9 protein-coding genes are annotated in these 18,696 nt (G+C 73.5%); 5 read left to right on the top strand and 4 right to left on the bottom strand.

Annotation, left to right across the window (positions count from 1 at the left end; all coding sequences use genetic code 11):
• Positions 1-5: 5 nt before the first annotated feature.
• Positions 6-2,711 (bottom strand): type I DNA topoisomerase, encoded by a 2,706-nt coding sequence (topA, locus tag H4O22_RS02120; protein ID WP_182525464.1) that lies wholly within the window; start codon positions 2,709-2,711, stop codon positions 6-8.
• Positions 2,712-2,861: 150 nt separating this feature from the next.
• Here topA and H4O22_RS02115 point away from each other — a divergent pair, with 150 nt between their 5' ends.
• Positions 2,862-5,762 (top strand): carboxypeptidase-like regulatory domain-containing protein, encoded by a 2,901-nt coding sequence (locus H4O22_RS02115; protein ID WP_182525463.1) that lies wholly within the window; start codon positions 2,862-2,864, stop codon positions 5,760-5,762.
• Between the two features lie 87 nt (positions 5,763-5,849).
• Here H4O22_RS02115 and H4O22_RS02110 read toward each other — a convergent pair whose 3' ends face one another.
• Positions 5,850-7,328, bottom strand: a complete 1,479-nt coding sequence (locus tag H4O22_RS02110) for a DUF7059 domain-containing protein (protein WP_182525462.1) — start codon at positions 7,326-7,328, stop codon at positions 5,850-5,852.
• Between the two features lie 184 nt (positions 7,329-7,512).
• On the opposite strand from H4O22_RS02110, the gene H4O22_RS02105 reads away from it, so the two are divergent.
• Genes H4O22_RS02105 through H4O22_RS02095 form a run of 3 tightly spaced genes read left to right on the top strand, consistent with a single transcriptional unit; the run spans position 7,513 to position 13,218 of the window.
• Complete coding sequence (locus H4O22_RS02105) at positions 7,513-12,405, top strand: Ig-like domain repeat protein (RefSeq protein ID WP_182525461.1); 4,893 nt, start codon at positions 7,513-7,515, stop codon at positions 12,403-12,405.
• 8 nt (positions 12,406-12,413) lie between these two features.
• Positions 12,414-12,866, top strand: coding sequence for a hypothetical protein (locus H4O22_RS02100; protein ID WP_182525460.1), 453 nt, complete (start codon positions 12,414-12,416; stop codon positions 12,864-12,866).
• 13 nt (positions 12,867-12,879) lie between these two features.
• A complete protein-coding gene (locus H4O22_RS02095; RefSeq protein WP_220451251.1) occupies positions 12,880-13,218 on the top strand; it encodes a YnfA family protein in 339 nt (112 codons plus the stop codon).
• Positions 13,219-13,305: 87 nt separating this feature from the next.
• Here H4O22_RS02095 and H4O22_RS02090 read toward each other — a convergent pair whose 3' ends face one another.
• Together H4O22_RS02090 and H4O22_RS02085 are read right to left on the bottom strand one after the other, a co-directional pair.
• Positions 13,306-15,663, bottom strand: a complete 2,358-nt coding sequence (locus H4O22_RS02090; RefSeq protein ID WP_182525459.1) for a sodium-translocating pyrophosphatase — start codon at positions 15,661-15,663, stop codon at positions 13,306-13,308.
• 202 nt (positions 15,664-15,865) lie between these two features.
• Positions 15,866-16,204, bottom strand: coding sequence for an anti-sigma factor antagonist (locus H4O22_RS02085; protein ID WP_182525458.1), 339 nt, complete (start codon positions 16,202-16,204; stop codon positions 15,866-15,868).
• A 230-nt stretch (positions 16,205-16,434) separates the two neighbouring features.
• Between H4O22_RS02085 and H4O22_RS02080 the strand changes: the two genes are divergently transcribed.
• Positions 16,435-18,687: a DEAD/DEAH box helicase gene (locus H4O22_RS02080; protein WP_182526888.1), complete on the top strand. Its 2,253-nt coding sequence runs from the start codon at positions 16,435-16,437 to the stop codon at positions 18,685-18,687.
• Positions 18,688-18,696 lie beyond the last annotated feature (9 nt).

Below are 18,696 nucleotides of genomic sequence, written 5' to 3'. Positions count from 1 at the left end.
CGACCTCAGGACTTCTTGGCGGCGGCCTTCTTGGCGGCGGTCTTCTTCGCCGGCGCCTTCTTGGTCGTCTTCTTGGCGGCGGTCTTCTTCGCGCCCTTCTTGGCGGCCTTCTTCGCCGGGCCCTTGGCGCGTCGCTCCTCGAGCAGCTCGGCGGCGCGCTCGAGGGTGATCGACTCGACGCTGTCCTCCTTGCGGAGGGTGGCGTTGAACTCGCCGTCGGTCACGTACTCGCCGAAGCGGCCCGCCTTGACGACCACCGGCTGCCCGGAGACCGGGTCGTTGCCGAGCTCCTTGAGCGGCGGCGCCGCGGCGGCCCGGCCGCGCTGCTTGGGCTGGGCGTAGATCCGCAGCGCCTCGTCGAGGGTGATCGTCAGCAGCTGCTCCTCGGAGGTGAGCGAGCGGGAGTCGGTGCCCTTCTTCAGGTACGGCCCGTAGCGGCCGTTCTGGGCGGTGATCTCCTCGCCGTCCTCGGCGACGCCGACCACGCGCGGCAGCGAGAGCAGCTTGACGGCGTCCTCGAGCGAGATCGTGTCCAGCGACATCGACGCGAACAGCGAGCCGGTGCGCGCCTTCGCCGACTTCGGGGCGTCCTCGGGCAGCACCTCGGTGACGTAGGGGCCGTAGCGGCCGTTCTTGGCGACCACCTCGAGCCCGGACTCCGGGTGCTTGCCGAGGTCGATCTCCTCGCCCGCGGGGTTGGCGAAGAGCTCGGTGGCCTTCTCCAGGGTCAGCTCGTCGGGCGGCAGGTCGTCGGGGACGTTGGCCCGCTTGCCGGTCGGGTTGCCCTCCTCGTCGGGGCCCTCGAGGTAGGGGCCGTAGCGGCCCACGCGCAGGTTGATGCCCGAGTCGGGTCCGCCGATCGGGAAGGTCGCGAGCTCGCGGGCGTCGATGTCGCCGAGCTCGTCGACGAGCTTCTTGAGCCCCTCGACGTCGCCGGAGCCGAAGTAGAACTCGGCCAGCTCGGTGTCGCGCCGGGCGCGGCCGGCGGCGATCTCGTCGAGCACGTCCTCCATCTGCGCGGTGAACTCGTAGGAGATCTGGCGCGGGAAGTGCTCCTCGAGCAGCCGGGTGACCGAGAAGGCCAGCCAGGCCGGCACCAGCGCGGTGCCCTTCTTGTAGACGTAGCCGCGGTTGAGGATCGTCCCGATGATCGAGGCGTACGTCGAGGGCCGGCCGATCTCGCGGTCCTCGAGCTCCTTGATCAGCGTGGCCTCGGTGTAGCGGGCCGGCGGCTTGGTCTCGTGGCCGGCGGCGGTCACCGAGGCGGAGGACACCGCGTCGCCCTCGGCGAGCGCGGGCAGCCGGGTCTGGGTGTCGTCCTTGGCGTCGGTCGCGTCGTCGGTGCCCTCGACGTACGCCTTGAGGAAGCCGTGGAAGGTGATCACGCGGCCGCTGGCGGAGAAGACGACGTCCTCGCCGGAGGTGGCGGCGCCGCCGAGGCGGATGGTCACCGACTGGCCGACGGCGTCCTTCATCTGGGAGGCGACGGTGCGCATCCAGATCAGCTCGTAGAGGCGGAACTGGTCGCCCTTCAGCCCGGTCTGGGCCGGGGTCTGGAAGGTGTCGCCGGCGGGGCGGATCGCCTCGTGCGCCTCCTGGGCGTTCTTCACCTTGGAGGCGTAGACGCGCGGGCTGTCGGGCAGGTACTCCGCGCCGTACAGCTCCTGGACCTGCGACCGGGCCGCGCCGACCGCCGCGCTCGAGAGCGTGGTGGAGTCGGTACGCATGTAGGTGATGAAGCCGTTCTCGTAGAGCCGCTGCGCCACCGACATGGTCACCGACGCGCTCATGCCGAGCTTGCGGCCGGCCTCCTGCTGGAGGGTGGTGGTGCGGAACGGCGCGTACGGCGAGCGGCGGTAGGGCTTGGACTCCACCGAGCGGACGTCGTACGTCGCGTCCTGCAGCGCCGCGGCGAGCGACTCGGCGCGGGTGCGGTCGAGGTGGACGACCTTGCCCTGCGCTGCGGACTTCAGCAGCCCGTCGGGGCCGAAGTCGGAGCCGCGGGCGACGCGGGCGCCGTCCACGGAGTACACCTTGGCCGGGAACATCCGCTGCTCGTGCTTGCTGCCGGCGTCGAAGGTGCCCTCGAGGTCCCAGTACGACGCGACACGGAACGCCATCCGCTCGCGCTCCTTGTCGACCACCAGGCGGGTCGCGACCGACTGCACCCGGCCGGCGGAGAGGCCGGACATGACCTTCTTCCACAGCACCGGGGAGACCTCGTAGCCGTAGAGGCGGTCCAGGATGCGGCGCGCCTCCTGGGCCTCGACGAGGTCCTCGTTGATGGTGCGCGGGTTGGCGACCGCGGCCAGGATCGCGGGCTTGGTGATCTCGTGGAAGACCATCCGGTGCACCGGGATGCCCTTCTTCGGCTTCAGCTCGTCGAGGAGGTGCCAGGCGATCGCCTCGCCCTCCCGGTCCTCGTCGGTGGCGAGGTAGAGCTCGTCGGCGTCCTTGAGCAGGGTCTTCAGCTTGGAGATGTGCGACTTCTTGTCGCGCGGGACGACGTAGTAGGGCACGAAGCCGTTGTCGACGTCGACCGCCAGCCGGCCCCACGGCTTGTCCTTGATCTTGGCCGGGGTGTCCGCCGCGTTGTTCGGGAGATCACGGATGTGGCCGATGGAGGACTCGACGACGTACCCCTGACCGAGGTACTCGCCGATCTTGCGAGCCTTCGCCGGAGACTCGACGATCACCAACTTGTGTGCCACTGCTGCTCTTTCCCTCTGACGTCTGCGCGGTGCGTTCGGGCTCCATGCGGAGCCCACGGCCAGTCACGGTAGCGCGTGCCGGGGGGCTCCCCTTCCGGGGAGCCTTGCCGGACCGGTAAGAAACGCGCCGTCCCGGCCGATCCACCCCCCATGGCTCCTCTGTCCCCGGCGCGCCGCCGCGCCCTGCGTCCCCTCGCCTGGCTGCTCGCAATGCTGCTGCTGCCGCTGACCGCCGTCCTGGCCGCCGCACCGGCCCACGCCGAGGCCTTCGTGCTCACCGGCGAGGTCGTCGACGCGGTCGGCCAGCCGATCGAGGGGGTCGCCGTCACCGCGCGCCCGGTCGCCGACCAGGGGGTCGCGACGAGCGCCCGGTCCGACGAGGACGGCGTCTACGACCTCGACCTCGCCGCGGGCAGCTATCGGCTCACCTACGTGGTGACCGGCTTCGCCACCGCGACGTACGACGACGGCGCGACGGTGGTCGTCGACGCCGCCGGCACCGCCTCGGTGGGCGGCACGCCGCTGGAGGACAACGAGCTCGACCCGGTCTTCCTCGACTCCGAGCCGCTGCCCGTCGCGGGCCGCGTGCTCGACGCGGGCGGCACCCCGGTCACCGGCGTCACGGTGCGCGCCTACCCCTCCGGGTCCGCGGACCCCGAGGACCTGGTCGCCCGGACCGTGACCGCAGGCGGTGCCTGGCAGCTCCGGCTGCCGATCGGTGACTACGACCTCCAGCTGGTCGACGAGACCGAGGACGGCACCACCTGGGCCGCCACCTGGCTGGGCGGGGCCACCCCGGTCATGGTCACCGTCGGCCAGGGCGGCGCCCTGGCGTACGACGACGAGCCGGTGGACGTGCTCCCCGCCGGCGTGGTCACCGTCGCCACCGGCGGCCCGGTCGCCGTCTCCGGCGAGGTCGTCGACGTGAACGACGAGCCGGTCGCCGGGATCGTCGTGACCGCCACCCCGGGTGCCACCGGGACCGCTCGCACGGCCACCACCGACGCGGAGGGGCGCTACACGCTCTCCCTGGTGCCGGGCAGCTACACGCTCTCCTTCGAGGGCGGCACCGAGTTCGCCGACACCACCCTCACCTCCGTGGTGGTCCGGCCCAACGGCCAGGTCACGGTCGGCGGGGTCGAGGCGGTCGGCGGCGTGCTCGAGACCGTCGAGCTGACCAGCACCGCGACGTACCCCCTGGCCGGCACGGCCACGACCGCCGCCGGCGCGCCGCTGGCCGACATCCGGGTGCGGGTCTTCCCCGAGGGCGACACCGACCCCGAGTCCGTCCTGGCACAGGACGTCACCGACGCCGCCGGCCGGTACGACGTCCGGCTCGGCCTCGGCACCTACGTGCTGGAGCTCAGCGACACCCGCGACACCCCGGCGTACGTCACCCGGATGCTCGGCACCGGTCCGGACGGGTCCGTCGTGACTGTCGCGGCCGGCGGTCGGGTCCTCGTCGACGAGGCGGAGATCGCGGGGCACACGCTGCCCGCGGTGGCCCTGGCGGCGGCGACCGACACCACGACGTACCACCTGCGCGGCGAGGTGAGCGACGCCAACTACGACGCCCTCGCGGGCATCACGGTGACGGCGGTCGCCACGAGCGCCGGCGACGCCGACGCGACGACCGCCACCGACGGCGAGGGCCTGTTCGACCTCGCCGTCACGGCCGGCAGCTACCGGATCCGGTACGCCGCAGCGGGCTACCCGACGACGACCCTCCCCGACGCCGTCGTCGTCGCCCCCGGCGGCGCGATGACCCTCGGCGGGCAGCCGCTCGTCAGCGGCGACCTCGACATCACCCTGTACGGCACCGTCACCCGGCCGCTGGGCGGCACCGTGGTCGGCCCCGACGACAAGCCGCTCGCCGGCATCTCGGTGACCGCCACCCCCGACGACGAGGAGGTCGGCCCGCCGACGGCAGTCACCACGACTGCCGACGGGACGTTCACCCTGCCGCTGCGGGTCGGGGCCTACACGATCCGGCTCGTCGACAGCACCGAGAAGCACAAGGCGACCTACTACGGCGGGCTCACCCCCGCCGAGGTCGTGGTGCCGACGACCGGCGCGATCACGGCCGACGACAAGCCGATCACCGACCTCGGCCGGATCGGCATGGAGAAGGTCGGCGCCGACGACACCTTCGACCTGGCGGGCGGCGTCTACGACGGGGAGTGGGTCGGGCTCGGCGGCGTGACGGTCGAGGTGCTGCGGGCCGGGACCACCAACCCGCCGCTGCACACCGGGACCACCGACTCCGAGGGCGGCTACCGGATCGCGGTGCAGCCCGGCGTCTACCACCTGCGCTTCTCCCTGGCCGGCCGGACCACGACGTACCTCCTCGACGAGTGGGACGAGAAGCCCGCGCGGGTCACCGTGTCGGCCGACGGCCGGATCTCCTCCCCCGACCTGGAGCTCGAGGGCGACACGCTGCCCGACGTGTATCTCGTGCTGCCGCCCGCGACCATGGTCAAGGCGCCCTCGATCCGGGGCTCCGTGGCGGTCGGCCAGACGGTCGAGGTCGACCTCGGCACCTGGCAGGGCTTCGACGTCACCGCCGTCGAGCCGGGCGACGACTGGCGCGACTACGTCTACGTCGAGTGGTTCCTGGACGGGCGGTCCGCCGACCAGTGGAGCGGGGGGTACTTCTTCCAGAAGTTCACGGTCCCGGCCCAGGCGGGCGGGAAGGTCCTCTCCTTCCGGGTCACCATCGAGGACGACGAGGATCTGCGCGCCCCCATCGTCTGGACCAGCGGCGGCACCGCCGTCCCGAAGGCGCCCTCCTCGGTCAAGGGCTCGGTCAAGAAGGGCCGGCTCACGATCACCGTGACCGTCCTGGGCCTCGCCAAGCCCACCGGCAAGCTGACCGTGCTCAAGGGCAAGAAGAAGGTCGGCAAGGCCACGCTCAAGGCCGCCGGCAAGGGCAAGGCCGTCGTCGTGCTGAAGCTGAAGCCGGGCAAGCACACGCTGACCCTCGTCTACGCCGGCACCACCTCGGTCGCCGCCGCGACCGCGAAGCTGAAGGTCAAGCTCCCCCGCCGCTGACCCTCCCCCCTGCCCCCTGCCTGTGGATGAATCCGCCGAGTCGGCGCACATGTGCGCCGACTCGGCGGGGTGCTGCACAGGTCGGGGTCAGGCGGGCTCCAGGAACCCCTCGGCGACCAGCTCGCCGACCACGGGGAGGTACGTCGTGCGGGTCTCGGCGGGGTCGCGGTCCAGCAGGACGGCGAGCGCGTCGAGGACCTGGCCGACCGTGAGGTCCCCGTCGCAGGCGCCGACCAGGGCGGCCTCGACGGTGTCCGCCCGGCGCGCCCGGCGCAGGCCGCGCTGCTGGCGCAGCACGACGGTCGAGGGGTCCTCCGCGCCGGGGGCGCCGACGGTCTCCTGCTGCACGTCGGGTCGTACGACGAGGCGCGCGTCGGGCCCGATCCCGTCCGCCACCGCGTCCGCGGCGTCGCCCCACGCCCCGATCGCCGGCGCGACCGGCTGCTCGACGTCGTAGGGCCAGTCGATCAGCTCGCGCGCGGGCGGGCCGGCCTCGGTGCGCCGGCGCAGGTTGACCCAGCCGAACCCGATCGCCTCCACCCCCTGCTCGTCGAACCAGGAGAGCCAGGTGTCGTAGCGCTCGGCGTAGCCGGGTCCCCCGTGGTGGCCCGCGTCCTTGAGCCACAGCTCGACGTACTGCGCCGGGTCGACGACCTCGCGCTGGACGACGAGCGCGTCGCAGCCGTCGTCGAGCCAGCCGGACAGCCGCTCGTCCCAGGGCCGGTCGCGCGTGATCACCCAGTTGGCGAGCACCTGGCACCAGCCACCCGGGGTGAGGTGGCGCGGCGCCGCGCGCACGATGTCCTCGACGACCCGGTCGCCGGGCAGGCCGGAGTCCCGGTAGACCAGCCGCTCGCCGGTGGCCGGCGAGATCACGAACGGCGGGTTGGTGGCGATCAGGTCGTACTCCTCGCCGCGGACCGGCTCGAAGAAGGACCCGTCGCGCACCTCGACCCGGTCGGCGACGTCGTTGAGCGCGGCGTTGAAGCGCGCGATCCGCAGCGCCCGCGGGTTCACGTCGGTGGCGACCACGCTCGCGCTGTGGGTGGCGAGGTGCAGCGCCTGGACGCCGCAGCCGGTGCCGAGGTCGAGCGAGCGGCCGACGGGGTCGCGCAGGGTCAGCTGGGCCAGCGACGTCGAGGCGGAGCTGATCCCCAGCACGTGCTCGGCACCGACCCGCTGCGGGCCGCCGTCGAGGCCCGGCGTCAGGTCGCTGACCACCCAGAGCTCGGCCGCGGTGCCGCCGGCGTCGGTGGCGTAGGGCCGGACGTCGAGGCGCGCCGCCACCTCGCCCACCGACTGCTCGAGGATCCCCTCGGCGGCGAGCCGGTCGACCAGTCCGGGCAGCGCGACGGCCGCGTCGGCGGCGGGCACCGGGCGCTGCAGCAGGAAGAGCCGCACCAGCGTCTCGAGCGGCGACCCGCCCGCGGTCCGCCGTACGCCGGGGGTCGTCTCGTTGCGCGCCAGCGCGTCGTGCGCCCGGGCGCCGAGCACCTCGGCGACGGCGTCGTAGGTGAAGGACGCCGCGTGCAGCGCCTCGCGGAGCCGGTGGGGGAGGTCGCTCACCCCACCAGCCTAGGGAACCGCGGCGGCCCGGTCCCCCAGGGGCGGCGTGGCCCGTTCGAGTCATGGCCCGCGCACGTCCGACCGGCGGGCCTGGTCCATTCGGGTCCGATCCGCGCGGACGGGGTCGCCGCCCTCGTCCGCGTCCCTACTGTCCGCCGAGGCAAGGCTCAGGACGGGGACCCTCATGACTTCACGGCTCCACCGCGCACTCGCGCGGCCCATCGCTCTCGTGGTCGTCGCGACCACCCTCACGCTCGGCATCGCCGCCGGCGGCACCGCCGCTGCGGCGGACCCGACCGGTGAGCAGGGCGGGCCGGGCAGGCGGGTCGAGCAGGCCGACGGACCCCGGCGCGCGCACGCGCTCGCGGAGCCCGACGCCACCATCCGGGGCCTCGTCCGCGACGAGGGAGGCGGCCTCCTCGACGACATCCAGGTCGACGCCATCCCCGCCGCGCAGCCCGACGGCGAGCCGGTCGCCTACGACCTCACCTACGAGTACGAGGACTCCGCCTCGCACGGCGCGTACACGCTGCACGTCCCCGCCGGCGAGTACCTCGTCCGATTCTCCAGCCCCACCTGGGCAGAGAGCCCGGTCTTCGAGACGCTCTACTACGGCGGCGGGTCGGGGACCCCGGTCACCGTGCCCACCGGGGGCGAGCTCGTGCTCGACGACGTCACCCTGGTCCGCGACACCGGGGCGACGGTGACCGGCTCCGTGACGGGGGCCGCCTCCGGCTCCACCGTGGCGCTCTACCGCGTCGTCGAGGGCGAGTTCCGGAGCACCGACTGGACCTCCGCCGAGGACGACGGCAGCTACACCTTCGCGGGCGTCAACCGCGAGCGCTCCTACACCGTCGCGGTCTCGGGACGGCCGGACGACGGCAGCCCGGCGTTCCCCACGACCTTCCTCGGCCAGCGGCCCGCACCCTTCCTCGCCGAGACCTTCACGCTGCCCGCCGGCAGCAGCGGCATCGAGCTCGGTCCGATCTCCGTCACCCCGGGCGTCGAGGTGTCCGGCACGGTCCAGCACGTCGGTGGCGCTCCCGTCGGGCATGTGCACGCCCAGTTCTACGTCGTCGACGGCGACCGGGTCTACGGGCTCGGGGACCAGCACTCCCCCGGGTCCGGCGGGTACGCCGGCAGCCTGATCCCGGGCTTCACCTACACGGTGGGCGCCTACGACTACGACGACGGTGACCCCGAGCTCGTCTACCTCGGGGACACCTACTCCCTCGACGCCGCCACGCTGTTCACCCCCGTCGCCGGCACGCCGCACACCCTGGCCCCGATCACGTTGGTCGAGGACCCCGACGCCTCCTGGGTCTCCGGCACGGTGCGGGCCGCGGACGGCGGGGCGCTGCCCGAGTCGACCTCGGTGAGCCTCGACGGCGACCGCGCCGAGTCCGGCTGGGAGGACCGGATCGGCAGCGACTACGTCGACGCGACGGGCGCGTTCCGGATCCGGGTCCCGAGCCGGGCGGCCGGGCAGTACGAGCGGTACACCCTGCACGTCGAGGACGACGACCGCGTCCTGACCACCACCTACCTCGGCGACGTGACCGACCGCTCGGCGGCCCGGACGTTCCCCGAGCCCGCAGCCGGCACGACGTACGACGCCGGCACCGTCACGGTCGCCGTGCCGCAGCCGGCGATCAGCGGCACCGTGCTGCGCGGCAGCGACCCGGCGGCGGACGTGTCCGTGACCCTGCACGGCCACCACCCCGAGCTGGGCTGGGACTCGCTGCTCAGCACCACCACGGACCGCGCGGGTGCCTACTCGTTCCGCGTGCGGAGCTCGTTCGCCACCGAGGGCTACACCGAGCTCACGGTCCGCGCCGACGGCGGTGACACCCACGAGACCGTCCACCTCGGTGACGTCACCGAGATCGACGCAGCGACCACGTTCCCGATCCCGACCGACGGCGCGTCCCTCACCCTGGACCCGCTCCACCAGGCTCCGCTGCCGGGGGTCCTCAGCGGCTCGATCAGCACCGAGGACGGCGCCGCACTGGCGGACGGCAGCACCTCCGTGTCGTTGTACCGGTGGCGGGTCTGGGGGGACGGGACCGGCTACTTCGAGTACGCCGACGACACCGTCGCTCGCGGCGGTTCCTACACCTTCTCCCACGTCCCCGCCGGCACGTACGCCGTGTCGGCGCAGCACGTCGCCTGGGACGAGGAGACCCCGTCGTACATCACCTCCTGGCGTGGCGGCGTTCGGCCGACCTCCGTCGAGTCCGAGGGCGTCTTCGCGGTGAGCGCCGACGTCAACCCCACCGTCGGCATCGACATCGAGCTGCTGAGGGGCGTGCTGGTCACCGGCACCGTCACGGGCAGCACCGGCGACCCGCTCGCCGACGTCGACGTCAGCTTCTACGAGGCCACCGGGGTGCCCAGCGCCTGGACGGCGTCCGACACCACCGGACCGGAGGGGCGTTACGCGGTCCGCGTCGCCCGGGAGACCGACCTGTCGGTGTTCGCCCACCGCTCCGCCTACTCCGACCACGAGGCCCTGCTGGAGGTCGGTGGCGCCGACCTGGTGCACGACTTCGCCATGGCCCCGCAGTGGGGGGCGGTCGGCACGGTCTCCGGGGAGCGGCGGGAGTACTGCCTGGCTCGCCGCACGAGCTCCGTGCAGTTCGGTGACCGCGCGCTGTCCCTCGACCACGACGGCGCGATCCACCGCGACGACCGGGCCGCCCCGGTGCCCTTCGAGGCGCTCAACCGCGACGCGGCGCTGGCGCCGATGCTCGGGACCGGCAACACCTACTGGCGGACCTGGGGCATCTCACCCGACGGAGGCACGCTGTGCGTGCAGGTCGGCAGCCCCGCCGAGGAGCAGGACGGCACCCTGAGGTCCGACGCCGACTCCTACCAGGTCCTGCTCACCGAGGACCCGGCCGGCGGCCTCGACGTCACCTACAACTACGACAGCATCCCGTCCGCCGACGGCGACGAGCGGGCCGGCTGGGACGACGGTGAGGGCGACTTCGGGACGCGGACCCTCTTCCCGGGTGCCGCCGAGGGCGGGTACGCCGACTCCGTGGAGACCGGGCTCATCCACCACAGCCTCGGCTCCGACCAGCCCGGTCGCTACCGGTTCCACTTCGACGGCTTCGAGCCGCGCGGTGCCGCCCCCGACCCGGTGACCTACCCGGTCATCTCCGGCGAGCCGCAGGTGGGCGCGACGCTCACCGTCGACCCGGGCACCTGGACGGTCGACGGCGCGGCGGACCCCGACCTCGAGCTGCATGTCTCGTGGCGGCGCGCCCGCACCGGCCGGCAGGTCGGCACGGGCACGACGTACGTCGTCCGGCGGGGCGACGCCGGCAGGCGGATCCAGGCGCACGTGCGGGCCTGGGCCCCGGGCCACGAGCACACCACCGAGATCGCCTCGGTGCGGATCCTCGCGGCTCCGAGGGCGACCGTCCCGGCCGCCATCGCGGGGTCGGGCAAGGTCGGCAGCACGCTGACCGCGACCGCCCCGACGTGGTCCGTCTCGGACGTCACCGAGACCCGGCAGTGGTTCCGGGGAACCGCGCCGATCGAGGGCGCCACCGGCACGACGTACGACGTCCAGCCCGAGGACGTGGGCCGGACCGTCACGGTCCGCTACACCGGCACGAAGGCCGGCTTCAGCAACGGCACCAGCACCAGCACCGCCGTCACCGGCCTGCTGGGCGACGCCCCGACCGCCACCACGGCCGCGGCACTGGCCGGCTCCGGCAAGGTGGGCACCCAGCTCACCGCGACGGCGCCGACCTGGTCGATGCCGGGCGTCACCGACAGCCACCAGTGGTTCCGCGACGACGCGGTGGTCCCCGGGGCCACCGGCACGACGTACGAGGTGCTCCCGAGCGACCTCGGGACGGTGATCACGGTGCGCTACACCGGCGCCAGGAACGGGTACGCCGACGGCACCAGCACCAGCAACGGGGTCGTCGGCCAGGCCGGCGACGCCCCGACCGCGACGCCCGGGCCCCTCACCGGCAGCGGCAAGGTCGGCACCGCGCTGACCGCGGCCGTCCCGGCCTGGAGCAAGGAGGGCGTCACCACGACCGTCGCCTGGCTGGTCGACGGCGCCGTCGTCGACGGCGCGACCGGCACCAGCTACACGGTGCTCCCCTCGGACCTCGGCAGGACCGTCGTCGCCCGGTTCACCGGGACCCTCGCCGGTCACACCGACGGCGTGACCACCACGCCTGGCGTGACCACCCTCGTGGGCGACGCCCCGACGGCGACCACGGCAGTCGTCATCACCGGGTCGGGCAAGGTCGGCAGCACGCTGACCGCGACCGCCCCGACGTGGTCCGTCGCGGGCGTCACCGAGACCCGGCAGTGGTTCCGGGGAACCGCGCCGATCGAGGGCGCCACCGGCACGACGTACGACGTCCGGCCCGAGGACGTCGGCCAGGCCATCACGGTCCGCTACACCGGCACCAGGGCCGGGTACGCCGACGGCACCAGCACCAGCACCGAGATCACGGCCGTGCAGGGCGACGCCGCCGGCAACCAGGCGCTGCCCGTGATCACCGGCACGGCAGCGGTCGGCAGGACGCTGGCCTCGACGACGGGCACCTGGGACGCCGAGGGACTCACCTTCGGCCACCAGTGGCTGCGCAACGGCAGCGCGATCGCGGGGGCCACCGCGTCGACGTACCGGGTCGTCGCGGCGGACGCCGGTCGGACCCTCTCCGTCCGGGTCACCGCCACGCGGGCCGGGCACGCGCCGGCGTCGGCAGGCAGCGCGGCGGTCCCGGTCGCCAAGCTGGTCTCGACCACGAGGGTCAGGCTGGCCAAGACGTCGATCAAGGCCGGCAAGAAGGCGGTCCTCACCATCACGGTGGCGGCGTCCGGCCTGGCCGGTCCTGCCGGGCGGGTGGTGGTCTACGACGGGAAGAAGAAGCTCCTGACGGTCTCGCTGGCCGCGGCGCGCAAGGGCGTGCTGACGGTGACGCTGATGAAGCTGAAGAAGGGCAAGCACCGGCTGTCCGCGGCCTTCCTCGGCGGACCCACGGTCGGGGCCTCGGCGTCGAAGGTCGTCACGCTCAAGGTCGTGAAGAGCACCAAGAGGTAGCGGCTCCCATGCGCCCTCGCCACGCCGCCCGCACCGCCGCGGCGCTCGCCGCCGTCCTCGTGCTGGCCGCGGGCTGCTCGGACGACGACGACCCCGTGGGCCCGGAAGGTACCGGCGGCTCCTCGTCCGCGAACCCGTCGGCCGAGACGCCCGTGACCCTCGAGCGCCTCGAGGTGCACGACCCGGGGGCCCCGCCCGAGCTGGTCCTCACCCACCACGGGACGAGGCGCGGCCGCTACCTGCTGTCCGTGACACCGCCCGGCATCGTCGGCATCGCCCCCACCCAGGTCGAGCTGGCCGCCGGCGAGGAGGCCGTCCTGCGCCTCGTCGGCCGCCCGGCCGGGGAGCCGGTCACCGTGACCGTGGTCGACGCCGGCTCCCACGACGAGGTCGCCACGCTCCAGGTCGAGCCGGTCGAGCCGGTCGAGCCGGACGCTTCGCCCACTCCGCCCGCGGGCTGACACCCTGGGCGGCGTGACCGACGTCGTGCGCTCCCTGGCCCTGTTCCTGCTCGCCGCGCTCGCCGAGATCGGCGGCGCCTGGCTGGTCTGGCAGGGCGTCCGCGAGCACCGCGGGTGGGTGTGGATCGGCGCGGGCGTCCTCGCGCTCGGCGCCTACGGGTTCGTGGCGACCCTCCAGCCCGACGCGCACTTCGGCCGGATCCTCGCGGCGTACGGCGGGGTGTTCGTCGCCGGGTCGCTGGCCTGGGGGATGGCGGTGGACGGCTTCCGGCCGGACCGGTACGACGTCGTCGGCTCGCTGGTGTGCCTGGCGGGGGTCGCGCTGATCATGTACGCGCCCCGCACCGCCTGAGCGTCGGTCCGGGCACGCCCCGCATGCGAGGAGCGCGCCCCCGGACCAGACCGGGGACGCGCTCCGCGTCGTGCTGCTGCTGCTCGGCTACATCTGCACCGTCGGCGACGGGTCGACCGTGGAGGTCGGCGGCGCCGGCGGGGGCGGCGGCGGGGCGTCGTCGCCGATGGTGACCGCCCGCTGCTTGGAGACGTAGATCGCGGCCGCGATGATCGCGGTCGAGACCAGCGCGATCGCGATCCGCGCGACGTCGTTCTGGTCCTCGCCGACGCTGAGCGAGACCACCGCGCTGGCGATGAGCAGCGAGACCAGGTTCATCACCTTGATCAGCGGGTTGATGGCCGGGCCGGCGGTGTCCTTGAACGGGTCGCCGACCGTGTCGCCGATGACCGTCGCCTCGTGGGCCGGCGATCCCTTGCCGCCGTGGTGGCCGTCCTCGACGAGCTTCTTCGCGTTGTCCCACGCGCCACCGGCGTTGGCCAGGAAGACCGCCATCAGGGTGCCGGTGCCGATCGCGCCGGCGAGGAAGCCGGCGAGCGCCGTGACGCCGAGGCCGAAGCCGACCGCGATCGGGGCGAAGACCGCCAGGATGCCCGGCGTGATCAGCTCGCGCAGGGAGTCCTTGGTGACGATGTCGACGACCTTGCCGTACTCCGGACGACCGGTGCCCTCCATGATCCCGGGGATCTCGCGGAACTGGCGGCGCACCTCGTAGACGACCGCGCCGGCCGCGCGGGCGACCGCGTTGATGGCCAGGCCCGAGAAGAGGAAGACCACCGCGGCACCCAGCAGGACACCGACGAGGACGGCGGGGTTGAAGACGAAGAAGTCGGCGAGCGAGAACTCGTCGGCCTCGGGACGCGCGTCCTCGAGGGCCTCGAACGCCGAGGTGGCGTACGAGCCGAACAGCGCCGTCGCCGCCAGCACCGCCGTGGCGATCGCGATGCCCTTGGTGATCGCCTTGGTGGTGTTGCCGACCGCGTCGAGCTCGGTGAGGATCTGGGCGCCCTCGGGGCTGACGTCGCCGGACATCTCGGCCACGCCCTGCGCGTTGTCCGAGACCGGGCCGAAGGTGTCCATGGCGACGATCACGCCGACGGTGGTCAGCAGGCCGCACCCGGCCAGCGCGACCGCGAAGAGCGAGACGGTGAGCGAGGCGCCGCCGAGCAGGAAGGACCCGAAGACGGCCGCGCCGATGACGAGCGTCGTGTAGACCGCCGACTCGAACCCGACCGAGAGCCCGGAGAGGATCACCGTCGCGGCGCCGGTCATCGACGTCTTGCCGACGTCCTTGACCGGGCGGTACTCGGTGCCGGTGTAGTAGCCGGTGAGCGCCAGGATGCCGGCCGCCATCACGATGCCGATGACCACGGCGGTCGCCGCGATCAGGGCCGGGTTGCCCTCGGGGGAGCCGCCGACGACCTCGTCGAGGGTGTTGCTGCGCAGGCCGGAGAGCTCGGAGAACTTCGTCGGGAGGTAGACGAAGGCGACCACCACGGAGGCGACGGCCGCGATGGCCGAGGAGATGTAGAAGGACTTGTTGATGGTCGTCAGCCCGCTCTCCCCCACCTTCGGGCGGGTCAGGTAGACCCCGGCCACGGCGGTCAGCGCACCGATCGCGGGGACCAGCAGCGGGAAGACCAGGCCGGCGTCGCCGAACGCCTGGGAGCCGAGGATCAGCGCGGCGACCAGCGTGACGGCGTAGGACTCGAAGAGGTCGGCGGCCATGCCGGCGCAGTCGCCCACGTTGTCGCCGACGTTGTCGGCGATGGTGGCCGCGTTGCGCGGGTCGTCCTCGGGGATGTTGTGCTCGACCTTGCCGACCAGGTCGGCGCCGACGTCGGCGGCCTTGGTGAAGATGCCGCCGCCGACGCGCATGAACATCGCCAGCAGGGCGGCGCCGAAGCCGAAGCCCTCCAGCACCTCGGGCGCGTCGGCCTCGAAGAAGATCACCACCAGGCTCGCGCCGAGCAGTCCCAGACCCACCGTGAGCATGCCGACCATCGCGCCGGTGCGCAGGCCGATGTTCATGGCCACCTCGCGCCCGGAGGTGTTGGCGGCCGCAGCCACGCGGAGGTTGGCGCGGACCGCCAGCGACATGCCGAGGTACCCGACCGCGGCCGAGAAGCCCGCACCGACGACGAAGAAGACCGACCGGAAGATCCGCACCGTCGCGTCGTCGGCGGGCAGGGCGAGCAGGGCGAAGAACGCCAGGGCGGCGAAGATCGCCAGCGTCCGGAACTGCCGGGTCAGGTAGGCGTCGGCGCCCTCCTGCACCGCTTGTGCGATGGCCTTCATGTTGTCGGTGCCTTCACCGGCAGCAAGCACTTCCTGGCGGAACATCGCAGCCATCGCCAGCGCGCCGAGCGCGATGAGGGCGACGACGATGACCAGGACGAGGTTGCCGCCGGAGACTTCCACGACAGCGGGAGCGATCCCCGTCATGTGTTTTCCTCCTGCAGGCTGGGGGGGGTGGAGCAGGTCTCAGGACGAGCCGGAGTCTACGCAGACGAGACGTACGTCACGCAGCACGGTGTGACCGGGACCACACCCGTGTCACCTGCGTGGTGCCGCGCACTCCCCCAGGGAACGACGACGCCCCGGCGTCCGCGTCGAGGCGGCCGTCCGGGGCGTGAGGTGGAAGCTGTCAGCTGCTGGCGAGCGCTGCGTCGGCGGAGTCGTGGATGACGAACACCTTCGCGAGGCCGGTGATCCGGAAGATCTTCAGCAGCCGGTCCTGGGTGCAGACCAGGTGCAGCGAGCCCTCGTGGGCGCGCACCTTCTTCAGCCCGCCGACCAGGACGCCGAGCCCGGTGGAGTCGAGGAACTCCACGGCCTCCATGTCGATCACGAGGTCGTAGACGCCGGCAGCGACGAGCTCGGTGATCTTGTCGCGGAGCTTGGGCGCCGTGTAGACGTCGATCTCGCCACCGACGGCAACGATGGTCTTCCCATCGACGTCGCGCGTTGCAAGAGTCAGGTCCACGTGTGCTCCCCTGGAGGTCTTCGGCCGTGCCGTCCGGGCGCGTCCCACGTCCGGTCGGACAATGAAACCATGCCTGCCGCTCGGACGCACAAAGATCTGAACAGCCCCTGCAGTCGGGGGCGTCGCTGTCGGCGCCCCCTGCGAGGATCGGTGGTGTGACCACGACCGCCAGCACCCCGGTCTCGGCGCGGCTCGCGCGGCTCGCGGCGGTGCCGGGCCGCGAGGACCGGATGACCCACCTCGAGGTGCTGCCGGCGCGCGCGGGCGAGCGCGCCGCCTGGCCCGCGTGGGCCGCGCCCGACGTGGTGGCGGCCTTCGAGGCGCGTGGCATCTCCTCCCCCTGGCGGCACCAGGCCGCGGCCGCCGACGCGGCCCACCACGGGCAGCACGTCGTCCTCGCCACCGGCACGGCCTCCGGCAAGTCCCTCGCCTACCAGCTCCCGGCGCTCTCCCGGATCCGCGAGGCGCGCGGCCCGCGCGGGCGCCGCGGCGCCACCGTCCTCTACGTCGCGCCGACCAAGGCGCTGGCCCAGGACCAGCTGACCTCGCTCACCGGGCTGGGGCTCGACGTCCGCACCACGACCCACGACGGTGACAGCGGCCGCGACCAGCGCGACTGGGCGCGCGACCACGCCGAGTACGTCCTGACCAACCCCGACATGCTGCACCGCTCGCTGCTGCCCGGCCACGCGCGGTGGTCGGCGTTCCTCGGGTCGCTGGCCTACGTCGTGGTCGACGAGTGCCACCACTACCGCGGGGTGTTCGGCGCCCACGTCTCCCACGTGCTGCGCCGGCTGCGGCGGATCTGCGCGTCGTACGGCGCGCACCCGACGTTCGTGCTGGCCTCGGCCACCGTGGCCGAGCCGGAGGTCGCCGCCGGGCGGCTCACCGGGCTCGACGTGCTCGCGGTGACCGGCGACGCCTCGCCCCGCGGCCAGGTCTCGCTGGCGCTGTGGGAGCCCCCGTTCACCGCGCACACCGGCGAGAACGGCGCCCCCGTGCGCCGGGCGGCGTCCTCGGAGACCGCCGACCTGCTCACCGACCTGGTGCTCGACGGCGTGCGCACCCTCGCCTTCGTCCGCTCGCGGCGCGGGGTCGAGCACGTCGCGATGACCGCGGCCGAGCTGCTCGGCGAGGTCGACCCGTCGCTGTCCTCCCGGGTCGCGGCCTACCGCGGCGGCTACCTGCCCGAGGAGCGCCGCGCCATCGAGGACGCACTCCGCCGTGGCGACCTGCTCGGCCTCGCGGCCACCAACGCGCTCGAGCTCGGCATCGACGTGAGCGGGCTGGACGCGGTGCTGATGGCCGGCTTCCCCGGCACCCGCGCGGCGCTGTGGCAGCAGCTGGGCCGCGCCGGCCGCGAGGGCCAGGACGCCCTCGGGGTGCTGATCGCCCGCGACGACCCGCTCGACACCTACCTCGTCCACCATCCCGAGGCGCTGCTCGGCCGCCCGGTCGAGGCGACCGTCTTCGACCCCGGCAACCCCTACGTCCTCGGCCCGCACCTGTGCGCGGCCGCGCAGGAGGCGCCGCTCACCGAGGCCGACCTGCCGATGTTCGGGCCGGGCGCGCGCGACGTCGTCGACGCGCTGACCACGTCGGGGCTGCTGCGCCGCCGTCCCCGCGGCTGGTTCTGGACCGACCGCCGGCGGGCCGCCGACCTCACCGACATCCGCTCGGCCGGCGGGTCGCCGGTGCAGCTGGTCGAGGCCGGCACCGGCCGGGTCGTCGGCACCGTCGACGCCGCCGGGGCGCACTCCTCCGCCCACCCCGGCGCGGTCTACGTGCACCGCGGGGAGACCTGGCTCGTCGAGTCGCTCGACCTCGAGGAGCACGTCGCCGAGATGAGCCGCGCCGACCCCGTCTACTCCACCTCGGCCCGCGAGCTCACCGAGATCTCGATCGTCCGCGAGCGCGACCACCGCGACTGGGGCGGCTGCCGGCTCTCCTTCGGCGAGGTCGACGTCAGCCACCAGGTCGTCTCCTTCCTCAAGCGCCGCCAGCCCAGCGGCGAGGTGATCGCCGAGGAGCCGCTCGACCTGCCGGTGCGCACGCTGCGCACCGCCTCGGTCTGGTGGACCGTCCCGGACCACGTGCTCGCCGAGAGCGGGCTGGCCACCGCCGACCTGCCCGGCGCGGCCCACGCGGCCGAGCACTGCTCGATCGGCCTGCTCCCGTTGTTCGCGACCTGCGACCGGTGGGACATCGGCGGCGTCTCGACCGCGGTCCACCCCGACACCGGTGTGCTGACCGTCTTCGTCTACGACGGCCACCCCGGGGGAGCCGGCTTCGCCGAGCGCGGCTTCGCGGCCGCGCGGGCCTGGCTCTCGGCGACCCGCGACGCGATCGTCGCCTGCGGGTGCCTCGAGGGATGCCCGTCGTGCATCCAGTCGCCCAAGTGCGGCAACCAGAACAACCCGCTCGACAAGGCCGGGGCGGCCGCGCTGCTGGACCTGCTGCTGGCGGGCGCCCCGCCCGAGTAGCCTCCCCGC

It is taken from the genome of Nocardioides dongkuii, from assembly GCF_014127485.1.
GTDB classification, from domain to species: Bacteria; Actinomycetota; Actinomycetes; order Propionibacteriales; family Nocardioidaceae; genus Nocardioides; species Nocardioides dongkuii.
The sequence above is the reverse complement of the archived record's forward strand: the minus strand, read 5'-3'. Positions and strand labels throughout refer to the sequence as shown.

What these genes read in the sequence shown, in the direction of transcription:
- H4O22_RS02105 (WP_182525461.1), top strand. Translation starts at nt 7,513, where the DNA reads ATGACTTCACGGCTCCACCGCGCACTCGCGCGGCCCATCGCTCTCGTG.
- H4O22_RS02090 (WP_182525459.1), bottom strand. Translation starts at nt 15,663, where the DNA reads ATGACGGGGATCGCTCCCGCTGTCGTGGAAGTCTCCGGCGGCAACCTC.
- H4O22_RS02100 (WP_182525460.1), top strand. Translation starts at nt 12,414, where the DNA reads ATGCGCCCTCGCCACGCCGCCCGCACCGCCGCGGCGCTCGCCGCCGTC.
- H4O22_RS02115 (WP_182525463.1), top strand. Translation starts at nt 2,862, where the DNA reads ATGGCTCCTCTGTCCCCGGCGCGCCGCCGCGCCCTGCGTCCCCTCGCC.
- H4O22_RS02080 (WP_182526888.1), top strand. Translation starts at nt 16,435, where the DNA reads ATGACCCACCTCGAGGTGCTGCCGGCGCGCGCGGGCGAGCGCGCCGCC.